The sequence below is a fragment of the Leifsonia sp. Root112D2 genome, from assembly GCF_001424905.1.
Taxonomy (GTDB): domain Bacteria; phylum Actinomycetota; class Actinomycetes; order Actinomycetales; family Microbacteriaceae; genus Root112D2.
In genome coordinates, this window is the sequence record NZ_LMCU01000001.1 from 2,481,505 (window position 1) to 2,498,129 (window position 16,625).

General features: G+C 60.8%; 14 protein-coding genes. All 14 read right to left on the reverse strand.

Features of this window, described 5'->3' with window-relative positions; translation table 11 throughout:
* Positions 1 to 5: 5 nt before the first annotated feature.
* The 14 genes from ASC63_RS11545 to ASC63_RS11610 all read right to left on the reverse strand — a co-directional run bounded on the left by ASC63_RS11545 (position 6) and on the right by ASC63_RS11610 (position 16,359).
* The gene (locus ASC63_RS11545) at positions 6 to 1,142 is read right to left on the reverse strand and encodes an ABC transporter ATP-binding protein (RefSeq protein ID WP_235492218.1); all 1,137 of its coding nucleotides are present in this window, start codon (positions 1,140 to 1,142) and stop codon (positions 6 to 8) included.
* Complete coding sequence (locus tag ASC63_RS11550; RefSeq protein ID WP_082487541.1) at positions 1,139 to 2,215, reverse strand: ABC transporter ATP-binding protein; 1,077 nt, start codon at positions 2,213 to 2,215, stop codon at positions 1,139 to 1,141. Before ASC63_RS11550 ends, ASC63_RS11545 begins: the two co-directional genes overlap by 4 nt.
* Positions 2,212 to 3,087 carry an ABC transporter permease gene (locus ASC63_RS11555; protein ID WP_055813348.1) on the reverse strand — a complete coding sequence of 292 codons (876 nt, stop codon included), beginning with the start codon at positions 3,085 to 3,087 and terminating at the stop codon, positions 2,212 to 2,214. Before ASC63_RS11555 ends, ASC63_RS11550 begins: the two co-directional genes overlap by 4 nt.
* A complete protein-coding gene (locus ASC63_RS11560) occupies positions 3,074 to 4,105 on the reverse strand; it encodes an ABC transporter permease (protein ID WP_082487801.1) in 1,032 nt (343 codons plus the stop codon). Before ASC63_RS11560 ends, ASC63_RS11555 begins: the two co-directional genes overlap by 14 nt.
* Positions 4,102 to 5,877 (reverse strand): ABC transporter substrate-binding protein, encoded by a 1,776-nt coding sequence (locus ASC63_RS11565; protein ID WP_082487543.1) that lies wholly within the window; start codon positions 5,875 to 5,877, stop codon positions 4,102 to 4,104. The genes ASC63_RS11560 and ASC63_RS11565 overlap by 4 nt, the downstream gene beginning before the upstream one ends.
* 246 nt (positions 5,878 to 6,123) lie before the next feature.
* Entirely contained in the window at positions 6,124 to 7,278 is a 1,155-nt protein-coding gene (locus ASC63_RS11570; protein WP_055813354.1) for a sialidase family protein, read from the reverse strand.
* Positions 7,279 to 7,321: 43 nt separating this feature from the next.
* Positions 7,322 to 8,908 carry an ABC transporter substrate-binding protein gene (locus tag ASC63_RS11575; RefSeq protein ID WP_162242896.1) on the reverse strand — a complete coding sequence of 529 codons (1,587 nt, stop codon included), beginning with the start codon at positions 8,906 to 8,908 and terminating at the stop codon, positions 7,322 to 7,324.
* Positions 8,909 to 8,932: 24 nt separating this feature from the next.
* Complete coding sequence (locus ASC63_RS11580) at positions 8,933 to 10,111, reverse strand: sialidase family protein (protein WP_055813360.1); 1,179 nt, start codon at positions 10,109 to 10,111, stop codon at positions 8,933 to 8,935.
* Entirely contained in the window at positions 10,108 to 11,019 is a 912-nt protein-coding gene (locus tag ASC63_RS11585; RefSeq protein WP_200936863.1) for an amidohydrolase family protein, read from the reverse strand. Before ASC63_RS11585 ends, ASC63_RS11580 begins: the two co-directional genes overlap by 4 nt.
* 53 nt (positions 11,020 to 11,072) lie before the next feature.
* The gene (locus tag ASC63_RS11590; RefSeq protein WP_082487548.1) at positions 11,073 to 12,686 is read right to left on the reverse strand and encodes an ABC transporter substrate-binding protein; all 1,614 of its coding nucleotides are present in this window, start codon (positions 12,684 to 12,686) and stop codon (positions 11,073 to 11,075) included.
* Between the two features lie 77 nt (positions 12,687 to 12,763).
* Positions 12,764 to 13,540, reverse strand: coding sequence for an ABC transporter ATP-binding protein (locus tag ASC63_RS11595; protein WP_055813369.1), 777 nt, complete (start codon positions 13,538 to 13,540; stop codon positions 12,764 to 12,766).
* On the reverse strand, positions 13,530 to 14,441 hold the full coding sequence (locus ASC63_RS11600; RefSeq protein ID WP_055813372.1) for an ABC transporter ATP-binding protein: 912 nt from the start codon (positions 14,439 to 14,441) through the stop codon (positions 13,530 to 13,532). Before ASC63_RS11600 ends, ASC63_RS11595 begins: the two co-directional genes overlap by 11 nt.
* Positions 14,438 to 15,298 (reverse strand): ABC transporter permease, encoded by an 861-nt coding sequence (locus tag ASC63_RS11605; RefSeq protein WP_055813376.1) that lies wholly within the window; start codon positions 15,296 to 15,298, stop codon positions 14,438 to 14,440. The genes ASC63_RS11600 and ASC63_RS11605 overlap by 4 nt, the downstream gene beginning before the upstream one ends.
* Positions 15,299 to 15,369: 71 nt before the next feature.
* Positions 15,370 to 16,359 carry an ABC transporter permease gene (locus ASC63_RS11610; RefSeq protein ID WP_055813378.1) on the reverse strand — a complete coding sequence of 330 codons (990 nt, stop codon included), beginning with the start codon at positions 16,357 to 16,359 and terminating at the stop codon, positions 15,370 to 15,372.
* Positions 16,360 to 16,625: the final 266 nt, after the last annotated feature.

The following is a 16,625-nucleotide window of genomic DNA, read 5'->3' on the forward strand; positions in this document are numbered from 1 at the left end:
TCCTCCTACTGCAGGTGGGGTGCCACATCGCTGTGCGCGACGGGGGTCGTGCGTGCCGTTTCGGCTGGTCCGGATGTGCGGTGAATGGATGCGCGCAGGGATTCGACCGAGATCGTCGCCGGGTCGTCGAGCGGAAAGTGACAGGCGGCCGAGTGCCCCGGACGGTGCTCGATGAGTTGCGGTGCAACCTCGGCGCACACGCTCTCGGCGCGAGGACACCGCGTGCGAAAACGGCAGCCGCTGGGCGGGTCCAGCGGAGAAGGCGGTTCGCCCTGCACAGGCACCGGGCGTTGTGCGATACCCGTTTCTGGGTCCAGCCCGGGGATCGAGTCCAGTAATACTCGGGTGTAGGGGTGCAGGGGCGCGCGGTAAAGATCCTCTGACGGTCCGATTTCGACCAACTGGCCGAGATTCATGACAGCGACCCGGTCGCTCACGAGCTTCACCGTCGCAAGATTGTGAGCGATGAATAGATACGACAGCCCGAGCTCGACGCGGAGTTTGTCGAACAGGTTGATCACTTGCGCCTGAATGAGCACGTCCAGTGACGAGACCGCCTCGTCGGCAATGATGATCTTGGGGTTCAAGGCGATGGCGCGAGCGATCGCCACTCTCTGAGCCTGACCGCCGGAGAGTTCCATGGGACGGCGGCGCAGGTAGATGTCGGGATTCAAGCCCACCAGGTCGAGAAGCTCTCGCACTCTTGCGCGTCGCGCGGCACGGTTCATGCGAGTGTGGCCAAGCAACGGCTCTGCCACCACATCCTCGATGCGCCAGCGGGGGTTAAGCGACCCAAAAGGGTCCTGATAGATCATCTGGATGTTTGCGCGAGCCTTTTTCAGCTGCCGCTTCGTCATGCCCACCAGATTCTCGTTCTGGAAGATGACCTCGCCGGTGCGCGGTCGCTCAAGTTGGATGATCGAGCGAGCGAGCGTGGTCTTTCCTGATCCCGTCTCGCCGACGATCCCGAGGGTCTCGCCCGTCATGAGATCGAGCGAGACATCCGACACCGCGTGAACGACGCCGGACTTGATGCCGCCCGGACCGCGGCTGACGAAATCCTGAACGAGCCTACGCACCGATAGCAGAGGTCCGCCCTGTGCCGAAATGGTGGGTATCGGCATCTGATCAACGCTCGTCACGAAAAGCTCCCGTTGTTCGTCGGCACACCGGTCGGGGTACCGGCATTCGTTTTACTCGGCGCGAGATAAGGGTTCCAGCACGCATACTTGTGACCCGGTTCGTGCTCCGATAACGGCGGTTGGATTGCACAGTGATCTGTCGCACGACTGCACCGGGAACGGAAGGCGCAACCGACAGGCAGGGCGCTGAGATTCGGTGGCTGCCCGCCGATGACCGTCAGTTCTGTGTGCGGCGGCACATCCAGTTGCGGGATCGCCTCCAGCAGTGCCTTGGTATATGGCATTCGTACGTTGCGGAAGAGGGTTGTCGTTTCCGAATGTTCGACGACCTTGCCGGCGTACATCACCATCACGTCGTGGGCGTAGCTGGCGGCGAGCCCAAGGTCGTGACTGATCATGACGACTGCCGTGCCCAGCCGCTCCTGCAGATCGACGAGAAGCTCCATGATCTGGGCCTGCGTGGTGACATCCAGGGCTGTCGTCGCTTCATCCGCGATCAGGACCTTCGGATTTGCCGCTAGCGCGATGGCTATCATGACGCGCTGACGCATACCGCCGGAGAGCTGGTGCGGATACTCGTGATAGCGGCGCTCCGCGGCGGGCATTCTCACCATCTTCAACAGTTCCACCGCGCGGGATTGGACCTCTTTGCGATCGATGCGAACGTGCATGCGGATCGCTTCACCGATCTGCGCCCCGACGCTCATCGTCGGGTTGAGCGACCGCGCGGGATCCTGGAACACCATCGCGATATCGCTCCCGCGAATGAGGCGCATGGCCTTCTCGCTCATGCCGATCAGTTCGGTCTCGCCGAGCCTGGCGGACCCCGTGACGAACGCACTCGGGGGAAGCAAGCCCATCAGTGCACGAACACTCACCGACTTGCCCGAGCCGGACTCACCGATAATCGCGAGCGTGCGACCCGCCTTGACCTCGTAGCTCAATCCGTTCACGGCATGCACTGGCGTGCCCGCACGCGAGAAGGTCACCCGCAGATCGTTCACCGTGAGTACGGCTCGGGGACGCGTTTCGGGGAGGGCTGCGACGTTGGTCATTGTCGCCGGCGTATTCATCGGCTGCTTCTCTCGTCTCGTATGTTCTCGCCGAGCAGGTTGAACGACAGCACCGTCAGACACAAGGCGACACTTGGCCACAGCACTTGGAGCGGTGCTGCGGTCAACGCCTGCTGGCCTTCGTAGATCATGTTTCCCCAACTCGGATCGGGCAGGGGGATGCCCAGACCGAGAAAGCTCAGAGCACCCTCAGCCACGATGGCGATACCCATGCCCAACATCGTGAAGTTGAGCAGTTGCGGGGCGATGTTCGGAGCGATGTGGCGCAGCAACACTCGCCACGCGGGGCTCCCGCTGAGTTCGGCTGCCGGAATGAACGGCATGCTGGTGACGCCCAGGGTCGCTGAGCGCGCCAGGCGCGCTACGGCGGGAATACTGAACGCGGTCAACGCCAGAATGGTGGTCGTGACGCTCGGGCCGAGCCCCTGTGCAATCGCAATGATCAGCACGAGCGAGGGGAACGCGATCACGATATCCAAAGCCCGCATGATGATCGAGTCGGTTCGGCCGCCAATGTATGCGGAAATCGCCCCCAGCCCACCCCCGATCGCCAGACCGATGGCATTGACCGCGATTGCAACGAAGAGGGAGGAACGGCCGCCGTAGACCAGTCGCGACAGGATGTCGTTGCCATTGACATCCGTGCCCAGAAGGTGCCCCGGCGAACCAGGTGGCAGCGAGCTGTCCAACACGCTGCCGCCGATCGGTGCAGGAAGGGGGAGCACGAACGGGCCGATGAAGCACACCACCAGGATGAGCAGCACGAAACCCGCGGGAATCCATACGACCAGGCGGTGACGCACGTTCGCCCCTCTCATTCCTTTGATCGTCGGAGTGAGAATGGGGGCGATGGAGGCGTCAGCGACTGCCATAGCGAATCCTTGGATCGAGAACGGCGTACATCAGGTCGACGACGAGATTGGCTAGAACGGCTACCGCCGCGAAGATGAAGACGCAGATTTGCACAACGGCGGTGTCTTGTGAGCGGGCGGCTTCCAGAAGCAGCATTCCGAGGCCAGGCATGGCAAAGATCTGCTCGATGATCACCGTGCCGCCGATCAGGCCACCGATGTTGAGCCCGACGAGGGTAATCAATCCGAACGAGGAGTTGCGGAAAGCGTGACGCCAGAGAACCCGCCAGGGGCCAGCGCCTTTGGCGCGTGCCGTCTCCACGTAGTCCGCCGAGTTCATCAGCTGCACGAGATCGCCCCGGAGGAATCGTGTGTAGAAACAGGCATGCGGAATGGCCAGGGCAAGCACGGGCATGGTCACTGAGAGCAGGTTGGGAACAAACCCCTCCTGCAAGGGCGTATACCCCAGTGCGGGCAGCATCCGCAGGAAGACCGCGAATACCAGCACGAGCAGGAGCGCGATCACATAGTTCGGAATCGCAAGCACGGGCATTGAGATAACCATGACGACGCGGTCGAAGATGCCGCCGGGCTTGCGTGCGGCGCGCAATGCGACAGGCACCGATATGAGGAGTGAGACGACGAACACCAAAACAACGAGTTCCACCGTGACGGGCAGGCGCTCGGCGAGAAGGCTGTTGATCGATTGCCCGCTGACTTGCGAGTGGCCAAGGTCACCGCGGAAGACAGCGAACAGCCAGGAGAAGTAGCGTTCGATGGGGGGCCGATCCAGGCCCATTTTCTCGCGAAGGGCTGTGACCTGTTCTTCGGTGGCGGACATCCCCGCCAGGCTGCGTGCGGGGTCTCCCGGCATCGCTGCCAGCAAAGCGAAGACGAGCACACTGATCACGAAGAGAACCGGGATCGCGATGAGTAGCCGTCTGACCACCAAGCGCACCAAGGGAGAGCCGGTCACCCGGCCGAGGAGCGATGAGCGCCCCTCGGGCCGGATAGCCAGACTGAGTGTGGAACTTGTCACTCGGGCGCCACCCACACCTGGTCATAGAGCACCCCAGAGCGCACAGCGAGACCGGGTATCGGCGTAGTCAGGCCGGGACCATGGACTCCCTTGCGTACGACCTGTGCCGGCGAGAACGCGAATCCGAATGGCCCGTAGGCGTTGTCTGAAATGATCTGCGCGGCCTCCTTGTACAGGGTGTCGCGTTTACTCGGATCGACTGTTGCCTGAGCCTGGTTGAGAACGTCATCGAGCTTTGTCGTCAGTCCTCTCTTCTTGGCGTCCGCAGCGCTTGTTGCGCCCTTGGGCAGCGGGGCGCCGCTGTAGGGCGAGAGCGAACCGAAACGGGCCGTGACTCCGATGCCGGTTGCGGGATCGAACGCGCCGGCGGTCTGCAGATATGCCGTCCACTGGCCACTCTTGAACGTTGTGATGGTGTCACCGAGTGCCTGGGTCCTCAGGCTCACGTTGATGCCGGCCTTGGTCCACTGGGTTTGCAACGCTTGCACGAATGCGATCGCGACCGGGCTGTTGATGGCATCCAGCTTCACCGTCAGACCACCGATCTCCTTGACGAGGGCCTTGGCCTTTGCGAGGTCATATGTGCGGTAGTTGGGCACCTTCGGGTTATAGAAAAGACCTCCAGAGGCCGTGAACGACTGGCTGGGATCGCCCTGTCCCTTGAACAGTCCCTTGTTGATCGGGTCGTAGTCGGTGGCGTAGTAGATTGCCTCGCGGGCACGCTCGTCATTGAATGGCGCGATCCGAGTGTTCAGCTGCACCACGTACGGTGATGTCGGTGGATCTATGACGACGTTCAATTTCGGGTCATGCTGCGCTTGGGTGATCAGCGGCACCGAGCCGAGGCCCTCAATCGCGCCGGCCTGCCCGGCCTGCAAGGTCTGATATGAGACCTGGTCACCGGCTACCGCCTGAAACGAGAGCGTGTCGAGGTAGGGCAACTTCGGCTTGAAATAGTGGGGGTTGCGCTTGAGGGACAACTTCTGGCTCATCGTGTCACTGACGATGATGAAGGGCCCCGCACCGATCGGCTCCTCCTTGAACTTCTGCGCGCCGAGTTTCGCATAGCCCGTCGGCGAGGCCATCCAGTTGAGGCTCATGCCCGGCAAGCCGTTGACGAAGGCACCGTTGACCGCGGCGAAGTGAATCTCAATGGTGAGATCGTCTACCACGCGGATGGCGCCGAACAGCTGTTCCACGGCGACCTTGTCGTAGTCCGCCGGCAGAGCGCTGATGATGCTTGTTCTGAGTTGGTCACTGATCTTGGCGGGGGTGAGCGTGCGATTGAGGACGAGATTCGGAACGCCGGTGGAGCCCGAGCTCAGGTCCCGGATCCAGTTCCAAAGCACTGCGTCGGCGTTCAGGGGACTGCCGTCGGAGAACGTGATTCCCTTGCGAAGCTTCAGCGTGAAGACGAGACCGTCTTTGGAGTATGAGGAACTCTCGGCCTGATTCGCCTCGACGCGTGCATTCTTTCCATCTTTGTCGGCATTCAGCTGAAAAAGACCGCCAAAAGTCGACGTGTACTGCGGCAGGTTCGCCGAGACGCTGTTGCTGGTTGCCGGATCCAGCCCGGTCTGCCAGTTGCCCGCGAACGAGGCTTCGAGAAGAACCTTCAGATCGCCTCCGGAACGAGGGGTGCCTGCGTCGCCGGTATTGTTTCCTGCCGGAGCCGGGGAGCCTCCGGCAGTGCAACCGGTGACGGCGAGGCCGAATGTCACCAGCAGCGCGGCAGCGCCGAGCACGCGTCTGGCTTTTCCATTCGCGCTCATCTCAGGACTCCCTGTCGCTGAAGACGGGCAACTGTGTCGAGCGTGGCTGTGGGGATAAGCGCATCATCGATGATGGGCATCCGAGAACCTCCTTGTGTTCGGATTATGCAATTTAAGTTCATAGTACGGATACTGCTTGGGGTTGTCTACTCAGGAAAGCTGAAATTCAATCGACTGTTCAGTTGGTTCAACGAGTTCACAGTTCGAACAGAGTAATTGCAGTGTGAACGAACAGCAACCGGGTGATCATTCCAGAACGAAGATGCTGCGTGCGATGTGACGCACACCACCGTTGGCCTGCAGCGGGTCGTGCCGACTGTTGAAGTAGTAGAGAGCGCCGATTTTTCCCGGCTCTACCTCGAAAGCGTTGGGATACCCCAGGTCCCAGCTTCCGCCGTCATCTCGCACGATGATCTCGGGCCCCCAGCTCGCGCCGTCGTCCTCGCTCACCACGGCTCGAATGCCGTACGGCTTCAGGCGATAACCGTAGACAACGACCAGGCGGCCGTCCTCCATCGCCACGAGGCTGCCCGGAGCGCCGAAGTCATTGATGCGCGAGAGAAATTCCCACGTGAGTCCTCCGTCATCGCTGAAGTAGAGCTCGCTCCACATGACACCGGTTGGATCGCGCTGGCAGCGCAGGGTACACAGGATGCGTCCGCTGGGCAGCATGGTGCCTCGTGGATAGAACCACCGGTGACCACCAAAGCGATAGGTGCTCTTCCAGCTTCCTTCCGCGGCCGCGTAGGGATCTTCCTTCGGCGTGATGAAGGAGAGAAAGTGGAACCCTGTGCCGTCATCGGTGCTCGCGTAGACCAACGGCCTGCGGTTCCATCCGTCCTCGCTCACCAACGTCAGGAACAGGAGGCAGCGTCCATCCGGCCGCACCGTCGCCGAATTGATGGCCGAGAGCGAATGCAGCCCGTCGAGGGGTAGCTCGGCGGCCGGCGTCCAATTGGCTCCGGCATCCTTCGACACCCGAACGAACGCGCGAGACTCCGGTTTGCCGAAGTCGGTGCTGCTGTTGCCCACCAGCACATCGCCGTCCAGAAAGTTGAACGGGCCCCATCGCGACAGGTCGGAGTGCTCGCCGGATTCCGCCGCGGATACGCGCGGATATGCATCGAATTCGGGATCACCCCAACTCTGTCCGCGATCGAGCGACCGCACCGTGACCATGCGGCTCGCGCGGCCGCCGCGCTCTCCGAGAAGATCGTGGCTGACCTTCGCGGCGTCGCTGTAATCAGCATCCAGTGACATGAAATTGGCGACGAGCTCGCCGGAGCCCGTTTGCCAAAAACCCATCGTGTATGGCCAGGCGCAGAACTCGTCGTCACGGCGATACACGATCGTGTGGTCGACGTCTTTGGCTGGATGAGGCGGGGCGAAGGTACGAATCATCGATGTTCCTCTTTCGGTGGGTTGAGCAGAGCGGATCGGGGCGCTATTGTGCAGGCGTCATCGTCAACCACGGGCGGCGCTCTGCCATGACGCGTGGCGCATCCTGACCCTTCCAATTCGCCGTGCTGATGGTGGGGAATGCGCCGTTGTACCAGGCGAGCGGCGCGTAGAACATCAGCTCTTCCGCGCGAGCCTGCATCGCCTTGAATGCGACGCCGCGCTTCGACTGGTCGGTGGTAGCAAGCGCGGCGGCCGCGTTGGCGTCAATCTGAGGGTCGCAGATTCCCGAAGGGTTGCGGCCGATGGCCCCAGCCTTGTTGCATTCGTACCAGTTGGCGATGCCCAGGCTGGGGTCGGGCCCGATCGGTCCTCTCACGAATGCGAGATCGAAGTCGTGTTGCTTGTACAACTTGTCCACATAGGCTGCGCCGCCCACGCTGTTCAGTTCGAGCTTGATCCCGACCTTCTGGAGCATTGATTGAGCCATCTCGACGACCGACACGATGTCGTGTAGCGCGGTGATGTAGAGAGCCTTGATGGTAAATCGGGTACCGTCGGGCCCGCGCTTGAGGCCAGCTTCATCGAGAGCCTTGTTGGTTGCATCGACGTTGTATGGAAAGTCAGTGTCGAAATTAACGTCCGGGTTCACCGCCCAGTCCAACGACGGGGGGAAGAAGCCTTTCGCCGGTGTTCCCAGACCGGCCAGCGCCGTCTTCACGAGAGCCTTGCGGTCAATCGCCGAGAACACGGCCCGGCGCACCGCAGGATCCGCAAGATATTTGTTCTTCGCGTTGAACATCATGTGCACGTCTTGAGGGAACGAGCCGGATTCAAGAAGCTTGGTGTTCTTGTCCTTGGAAACGCGAGCCTGGGCAGCCGGGTCTAGGACGACCTCGTCAACCTCGCGGGCGAAGAGGGCCTCTGCGCTGGTGTTTCCGTCGGCGATGACCGTGTAAATGGCGTGGTCTACCTTGACCTTGCCGCCCCAATAGTCGGGGTTCTTCTTGAGGGCCACCTCCGAGCCCGGAGTGTACGTGTCAAACATCATCGGACCGGTGCCGATGGGCTTCTTGTTCGCCTTGTTGGTGAGATAATCGGTGCCCTCGTAGATGTGCTTCGGCAGCATGAACTCAGACGAGACGACGGCAATCAGCGGACCATACGGCTCGGTGAGATGAATGACGACGGTGTTCTTTCCATCGATCTCGACCGAACTGATCTTTTTGGTGAGCTCGGCGCCATAGACCTGCAAGGGCACTATCTCGTCGAAGTTGAACTTGACGTCTTCGGCCGTGAACGGCTTGCCGTCGTGCCACTTCACGCCCTGGCGTATCTGCAGTGTCAGCGTGAGGCCATCGTCGCTGAGTTTCCAGCTCTTTGCCAGCGCCGGGCTGAACTTGCCGTCAGCCGACAGAAAGATGAGCGGATCCAGGATCTGTGCACTGAAGAGCAGCGGCGCCGTTCCGACGGCTAGCTGCGCGTTCAGCCCGAAGTTCATCGGGTCGCCATGCACTACGCCTACCCACGCGCGCTGCTTGCCGCTGTCTCCCGCGGAGCACCCGGATAGTGCGAGCACGCTCGCCATCAACACGGCGATTATTGCGCCGGTCCGTTTTCTGGTGATTCTCATGGTTGTTCTCCTGTCTCTCTGCATTCACGGTGTGAAGATGGTGCACGCGATGTGGCGCACGCCCCCGTTCACATCGATGCGGTCGTTCTTGAGATTGATCCAGTAATGAGTCAGCAATAGGCCGGGTTCGATTTCGATGACACGGGGGTAGCCGAGATCCCAGCTTCCGCCGTCATCGCGCAGGATCATTTCCTGTCCCCACGTTCTGCCCTGGTCTTCGCTCACCCGATACCGGATGCCCGGATTCGGCTGAAGGCGATAGCCGTAGACGCAAACGAGACGGCCGTCGCTCATCGGAACCAGGTCGCCCGGAGCCCCCCAGTCGTTGACGCGGCTCAGCCAATGCCACGTGCGCCCGCCATCGAGACTTTCGTGGATCTCGACCCAGAAGACTCCGCGTGGATCACGTTCGTAGCGCACCGAAGCGAGTACTCGGCCATCCTTGAGCACCACTACCCGCGGGTAGATGTGTTGTGCAGAGGCGAAGCGGCCGCCCGGCCAGTACGCGGACTTCGGCGTCTCTTCGACTATCTCGCCGAGATGAAGAAACTGAACGCCGTCGGGGCTGGCGTATACGACGAGCAGCGGGCTTTGCGCGCCCGGCGCCCACGCCTGCACACCGAACAGCATTACCCCGTCGTCGCGCACCGAGTACATGGACGTACCAGGCATGGAGACACCCGGGAAGTCCCAGTTGGGCAGCACGTTGTGTGCACGCCACGTGCGACCGCCATCGGTCGATGCGCGAATCCATGCGGCACGATGGTCGCCGCCACCCATGAGCGTGGGGATTCCGCCACCCATGACCAGCGTGTCGCGGCTGGTGAAATCTAGTGGCGGCAAATTCGACCAGTCCGCGGCCTCGCCGCCGGGAAAGTCCTTTTCTTCCTTAATGGACATGTCGAAGACCGAGACGATTGAGTCCTGGTCCCAGGTTCTGCCATTGTCGGTTGAGCGAATGACGACGATCTCACCGGGCGCGTGCACCAGGTTGTAGTGATTGACATCTTCGTAATTGCTCGGCACCCGCTTGAAGCCGGCGACGAGACTTCCGTCAGCGGTCTTCCACAGGCCGCAATAGTAGGGCCAGGCAGCAAACTCGTTCTCGTTGCGGTAGACAATATGGTGTTCGACGTCTGCGGCCCTCTGCGGCGGCCAGCCGGTCTTGACGAGTACCTGCGTCGAGTGTGCCGTGGCATTCATGCCGAGTAGATCAGGGCGGCGTTGTCGTGCAGAAAGTTGCGTGACTCGTCGTCGGTCAGGAAGTCGGTCGCAGCGCGCGCCATAGCGGCCTTCTCGGTGTAGTTCCAGAGCATGCTCTGGCCGATGTCGGAACCCCACATGACTCGGTCGGGGCCAAAGCTGTCGACCATTCGCCGCATCAGGTGCGCCGGGCGCACCTTTTCTGCGGCCAGGCGCTCCATGTTGATCTCGGTGATCTTGAAATAGACATTCGGTACTTCCTCGAAGAGCGCGATTGTCTGGTCAATTCCGAAGTGCGGGGCGCCTGGCAACACCACATCCGTGCCGACCTTATTCGCGAGACCTACTTCGTACTGAGTCATCCCGAACGGCATTCCGCCGTGGTCGAGCAGAATCGGCAGGTTCGGGAACTGTTGCGCAATGATTTTGATCAGCGGCAGAAGGTAGGGGAGCTGGTTCATGAACAGAATCAGCGTGATCGGTGTTCCCAGCTCGGCACAGGCCTTCCAGATCTCCATTGACTGCGGGGAACTGATCCACGCGGTGTCCAGGATCCAGGGCCGGGTGTGCGCCATGCGAAAGCCGCGCACATTGTCATTCCTGACCAGCTCACGGTACTGATCCGGGGTAGCGGGATCCTGGGGATCAAGTATCACCACTGGATGCAGACGGCCGGGGTACTTTCGCGCAGAGTCGAGAATATAGCTGTTGTCATAGCCATAGAGATGACCCCGTTGAACGAGACAGGCTTCGGCGACGTCGTGCTCGTCCATCATGGTGATCAGTGCTTCGACCGTGACGGTGAAGTCAGGCTGTTTCGGCGTTGGCAGCTCGGGTCGCAAAGCCTTGGGCTTGTACGTACCCGGGTCATCAGAAATCAGATGCGCGTGTGTGTCGAACAAAGGCATATTCATACTTTTCAGCTTTCAGTTGATCGTCGAAATTGAGTGAGCGCCGCGTTTCACTTGGTCGGTGTCATCGTCAGCCACGGCAGACGATCCGTCATGGGCAGGGACTTGGTGCGCCCTGTCCAGGTCGAAGTGCTGATGGTGTTCAACCCGACATTGGTCCACGCGATCGGCGCGAAATACATCAGGTTCTCGGCACGTGCCTGCATGGTCTTGAAGGCTGCGGCCCGCTTTTTCTGATCGGTCGTGGCCAGCGCGACGGCGGCTGCGGCGTCGATCTCCGGGTCGCAGATTCCCGAGGGGTTGGCCGATATCGCATTCGTTTTGTTGCACACGAACCAGGGGGAGAGGCCGAGGCTCGGGTCGGGCCCGATATCGGCCCTCACGATGGCGAGATCGAAGTTGTGTTCCTTGTACAGCTTCTGGCTGTACACCGCGCCTCCGACTCCAATGAGCTGAGTCTTGATGCCGAACTTCTGGAGCATCGATTGCGCCATCTGCACTATTGCCGCGACATCGGTAAGCGTGTTGATGTAGAGCACCTTCAGGGTGAATCGGGTGCCGTCAGATCCGCGCGGGAATCCGGCCTCGTCGAGTGTCTTGTTGATCGCGTCGGCGTCAAAGGGAAAGTCTTTGTCAAAGTTGACATCGGGATTGTTTGCCCAGTCCAAGGACTTGGGGAAGAACCCGTTTGCCGGTGTGCCGATCCCCGCCAACGCCGTCTTGACGAATTCGTGACGGTCCAATGCCGAGAACAGTGCACGGCGAACACCGGCATCCTCGAGATACGTGCTCTTCGCGTTGAACGTCAGCCTCTCGTAGTACTGCACGCTTCCCGTCGAGAGGAGCTCGGTGTTCTTGTCTGTGGAGACCCGAGCCTGTTGCGACTGATCCAGGGTGGCCTCATCTATTTCGCCGGCGAACAATGCGGTAGCGCGAGAGTTGGGATCAGCCATGACCGGGAAGATGGCGCGGTCTACCTTGACTTTGCCGCCCCAGTAGTTCGGATTTTTCTTGAGCGTGATCTCCGCACCGGGCGTATACGTATCGAACATCATCGGGCCGGTGCCGATAGGGTTCTCGTTCGCCTTATTGGTGACGTAGTTGGTGCCCACATAGAGATGCTTTGGCAGCATGAACTGGGCCGAGACGGCCGCGAGCAGCGGACCGTAAGGCTGGGAGAGGTGCACGACAACCGTGTTCTTTCCGGTGATCTCGACCGAGCCGATGCGTTTGGCGAGCTCGGCGCCATAGGCCTGCAGAGGCACAATCTCGTCGAAGTTGAACTTGACGTCTTCGGCCGTGAACGGCTTTCCGTCGTGCCATTTGACACCCTTGCGTATCTCCAGCGTCAACGTGAGTCCGTCGTCGCTGACTTTCCAGCTCGTCGCCAGCCCTGCAGTGAGCTTGCCTTCTGCGGACTGGCGAATCAGGGAGTCAAAGATCTGCGCACTGAACAGAATGGGGTAGGTGCCGTTGGTGAGCTGAGAATTGAGTCCTCCGATCATGGGGTCTCCATTGACCGCGCGAACATACGGACGCTTGGCCTGCGCGGCTCCGGCGTCTCCGCCTCCGCTGGTGCCACCAGAGGTGCATCCGGTTATCGCGAGCGCACTCGCCATAAGTACGGCGACTATCGCGCCGCGCCGTGTTTTCAGTATTTTCATGATCTCTTGCCTCTCTGCATGAGCTATTCGTGCGTATCTACTTCGGTGATGGTGCGTTTGTCGCCCGTCGAGGGCGTCTATGTGAGTACGGGGGATGCTGCCAGCAGTGTTCGGGTGTATTCGTGAGACGGGTTCGAAAAGATGAGGTCCTTGGTGCCCTCTTCGACGATGTGCCCGGTCTTCATGACGTAGACGTAGTCGGCGACCTTCTTGACCACAGGAAGATCGTGGGTGATGAAGACATAACCCACGCCGAGTTGTTCCTTCAGATCGGCCATCACGCGCAGAACGCCTGCCTTCACAGATGCGTCCAGCGCCGAGACGGCCTCGTCCGCCACAATTATTCGCGGGTTCAGGGCGATTGCCCGGGCGATAAGCACCCGCTGACGCTGGCCACCGCTGAGCTCATGAGGAAAACGATCAAGGAATGGCTCAGCAGGCGTCATGCCCACCAGTTGGAGAACTTCGACGACTTTCTCGCGGATTCCTTGTCGGGTCTTCGCGATCGCGTGAAGCCGGATCACCTCGCTGATGGTGCGCTCAACGTTCTTGCGGGGGTTGAGCGATCCTGCCGGATCCTGGAGGACCGCCTGCACGCTGCGCCGGAACATCGTGCGTTCCATCGTTGACATGGAGGCCACGGGGACGCCGTCGAGTTCCACGCTGCCCGACGATGCCGGGATGAGATCGAGCAGCATGCGCGCGAGTGTGCTCTTACCGCTTCCGCTTTCTCCGACGATCGCGACGAACTCTCCGGGACGCGCCCGCAGCGTCGCGTCCCTGACGGCCAGTACCGGTGTCGAAGTGCGCCCTCCGCGAAAGACCTTGGACACATTCTTTGCTTCAAGAAGCACGGGGGACCTCCGCGGTGAACTCGCGACGCAGCGACGGTGGGATCGAGTACAACTCCGTGCCTTCGTTCGTGAGACTGCGAACGCTTCGCAGCAGCGCTTGGGTGTAGGGATGTTGTGGGTCGTTCATAACGCGTTCCGTCGGTCCTTCCTCGACTATCCGGCCGGCGTACATGACGTAGATGCGGTCGGTCATCCCCGCGACAACCGCAAGGTCGTGTGAAATCAACACCAGCGAGGTGCGAAGCTCGGCGACCGTTTCGTCGAGTGTGTGAAGCACGAGCTGCTGCACAGTTGCGTCGAGTGCGGTAGTGGGCTCGTCAGCGATGATCAGCGCTGGGAGTTTCGCGATGGCGATGGCTATCAGCACCCGCTGACGCATTCCGCCACTCAGCTCATGCGGAAAGTTGAGGGCGATCTGCTCGGCATTCTCTAATCCGGCCTGCCGCAGGAAGTTGTTCGCAGCGCGCATGCGGGAGCGTCGATCGCCGCGGTCTCGACTACGGGGGATCGACTCCGCGACCTGGAGTCCTATTCGCATTGTGGGATTTAGAAACGTCAGGGGATCCTGAAAGATCATGCCGACGCGCTCGCGTCGGACGGCATCCCACGCCGTGCGCGGCGCGTCCACCATTTCGGTGCCGGAGAAGCGGATCGAACCGCTCACCCGTACGCGCGGCGATGTGGGCAACAGCCCGGCGATGGCGCGGCCTGTGACCGACTTGCCTGAGCCGGATTCGCCGACGAGGCCTACCCGTTCGCCGTCGTGCACCACAAGATCCACCTGACGAACAGCCTCGATTTCGCTGCGCTGCCCGGTAGGCAGCATGACGCGGAGGTTCTTCAACTCGACGAGCGGTACGCGGTTGTCCGAGGTTTCAGTTGTCTCGTTCGGGCTACTCATTTCACCCTCCCAACGGTTGGGTTGAACGCATCGTTGAGACCATCACCGAGAATGTTGACGGCCAGCACGACAAGGAAGATGCAGCAGCCGGGGAAGACGGCAAGCCACCAGCCGTCACGCATATACGACTGCGCGGAATTGAGCAGTGCTCCCCAACTGGGACTGCTTGGGTCACCGATGCCGAGGTAAGCCAGGCCCGACTCGATGAGAATGGCACGTCCAACCGTCATGCTGGTGGCCACGAGCACAGGTGGCATCGCATTGGGGATGACGTCTGACCAAATGATTCGTACACCACGGAAGCCCGCGGCGCGCGCGGACTCGACGTACCCGAGTTGCGAGATTCGCATGGCCTCGGCCCGCACTATTCGGGCGACGCCCGGCCACATCGTGATGGCCAGGATCGCGACGATGATGGAAACGTTCGAGCCGAGCAAGGCGGCAGCGACCAGTGCGAGAACGATTCCCGGAAGCACCTGGAAGAACTCGGCGACCTTGACCATCACCACGTCGATTGCGCCACCGTAGTAGCCGGCAAGGCCGCCAATGACGAGGCCGAAGGACAGGCACAATATGGCGACGCTGAAGCCCACCAACAGGGAGACCTGGCCGCCGTACACCATACGTGCGAGGTAGTCTCGGCCGAGCATGTCGGTTCCGAGTAGGTGTTCTCCGCCGGGTGGAAGAAGTTTCGTGAAACTGGTCGCTACCGGGTTGGTGACGAATAGCGGCCCGATCACTGAGACAAGCACGAAGAACACCAGCAGCGGAATGAAAACGAGCGTGGAAGGTTTGCGCAGGAACGTGCGCCATGCCCCGCGCTCCCCGCCTCGAGCACTGTGTTTCACACGAGACATTGCAACGGGCTCCGTCGGTGGTGCTGCGCTTGGTGGCGGAGCGGACGTTCCGACCGCGCTTTGCTGGGTCATCAGACCGTCACCTCGTCCTTCTTCTTCGGGGCGAATCGGGCACGCAGCCGTGGATCGACCAGCCCATACACAATGTCGGTGAGAATGTTGATCACGATGATCGTTACTGTCAAGATGACGGCGACACCCAGAATCACCATGTTGTTCTTGCGCTCGATCGCGTCGAGAAAGAGGAGGCCCATGCCGGGCCACCCGAATACGCGCTCGACCAGAACCGATCCGGCGAGCACAAATCCCAGGCTGTACCCCACGACCGTGACCATTGGGAGCAGCGCGTTCGGCAGCGCATGTCGCCACAGCACTCGCCGCGATGACAGCCCCTTCGACCGTGCCGTGTCGATGAAGTCTTGCCCCAGTGACTCGATCATTGCTGCCCGCATGATGCGCGTTTTATACGCCAGTTCGCTCGTGGCCATGGTGATGACCGGCAGTACCAGGTACTCCAGACCGATCCCCGGTTGACCAAAGCCGTTCTTGCCCTGGGTCGGCAACCACCCGAGCCCAATGGAGAACGTCAGGATCAACAGCATGCCGAACCAGAAATTCGGTATGGAGAACAGTCCGACGGCGAAGCCCGAGATTCCGCCATCAAGCCAGCGCTTACGGGTTCGGGCCGCGAGGGACCCCAGCACGGTGCCGCCGACAGTGGAAATGATGAAGGAAGGAATCGCGAGAGCAAGCGTGTTTCCCACGCGGCTGAGGATGATATCGAGCACGGGCTCTGCGTTCGTCGAGAAGGAGTATCCGAGATGCCCCGTCAACACATTGCCGAGATAGATGAAGTAGCGCTCCCACACCGGCTTGTCGAGCCCATAGGCCGCAGTGAGCTGTTCACGGAATGCGTCAGACAGCGGCACGTCGCCGACGAGCGCCTGAACGGGATCGCCGGGAGCGAGTTGCAGCAGAAAGAAGAGCACGGTGATCACGGCGATGAAAAGAATGAACGACGAGAGCACTAGTCGGCCGTAGTAGAGAAGCCGCGCCTTCATTGGAGAACTCCCGCTATCGGCCGCGTCATCGTGCCGCTGCTGTGACGGCCGGTACTCGTCGAAGCGGATCGGGTTGCAGGCATCATGCGTTTTCTCCTTTGAAACGGCACCTCGGTTGCACGATTCAGTTGTTCGGATTGTGCAATTCCTGTTCATAGTACGGATAGAGGTTGCGCTTGTCTACACAGGTAGCCTGAAATTGTTTTGTGACCGAACTCGTGCATAATGTTCATAATTCGGAATTTTCGGTTGCACTGTGAACCAAT

Bases quoted from the DNA above. Each gene is read 5' to 3' on its own strand.
- ASC63_RS11580 (WP_055813360.1), bottom strand. From the start codon at position 10,111: ATGAATGCCACGGCACACTCGACGCAGGTACTCGTCAAGACCGGCTGG.
- ASC63_RS11555 (WP_055813348.1), bottom strand. From the start codon at position 3,087: ATGGCAGTCGCTGACGCCTCCATCGCCCCCATTCTCACTCCGACGATC.
- ASC63_RS11600 (WP_055813372.1), bottom strand. From the start codon at position 14,441: ATGAGTAGCCCGAACGAGACAACTGAAACCTCGGACAACCGCGTACCG.
- ASC63_RS11575 (WP_162242896.1), bottom strand. From the start codon at position 8,908: ATGAGAATCACCAGAAAACGGACCGGCGCAATAATCGCCGTGTTGATG.
- ASC63_RS11570 (WP_055813354.1), bottom strand. From the start codon at position 7,278: ATGATTCGTACCTTCGCCCCGCCTCATCCAGCCAAAGACGTCGACCAC.
- ASC63_RS11550 (WP_082487541.1), bottom strand. From the start codon at position 2,215: ATGAATACGCCGGCGACAATGACCAACGTCGCAGCCCTCCCCGAAACG.
- ASC63_RS11590 (WP_082487548.1), bottom strand. From the start codon at position 12,686: ATGAAAATACTGAAAACACGGCGCGGCGCGATAGTCGCCGTACTTATG.
- ASC63_RS11610 (WP_055813378.1), bottom strand. From the start codon at position 16,359: ATGAAGGCGCGGCTTCTCTACTACGGCCGACTAGTGCTCTCGTCGTTC.
- ASC63_RS11565 (WP_082487543.1), bottom strand. From the start codon at position 5,877: ATGAGCGCGAATGGAAAAGCCAGACGCGTGCTCGGCGCTGCCGCGCTG.
- ASC63_RS11605 (WP_055813376.1), bottom strand. From the start codon at position 15,298: ATGTCTCGTGTGAAACACAGTGCTCGAGGCGGGGAGCGCGGGGCATGG.
- ASC63_RS11585 (WP_200936863.1), bottom strand. From the start codon at position 11,019: ATGCCTTTGTTCGACACACACGCGCATCTGATTTCTGATGACCCGGGT.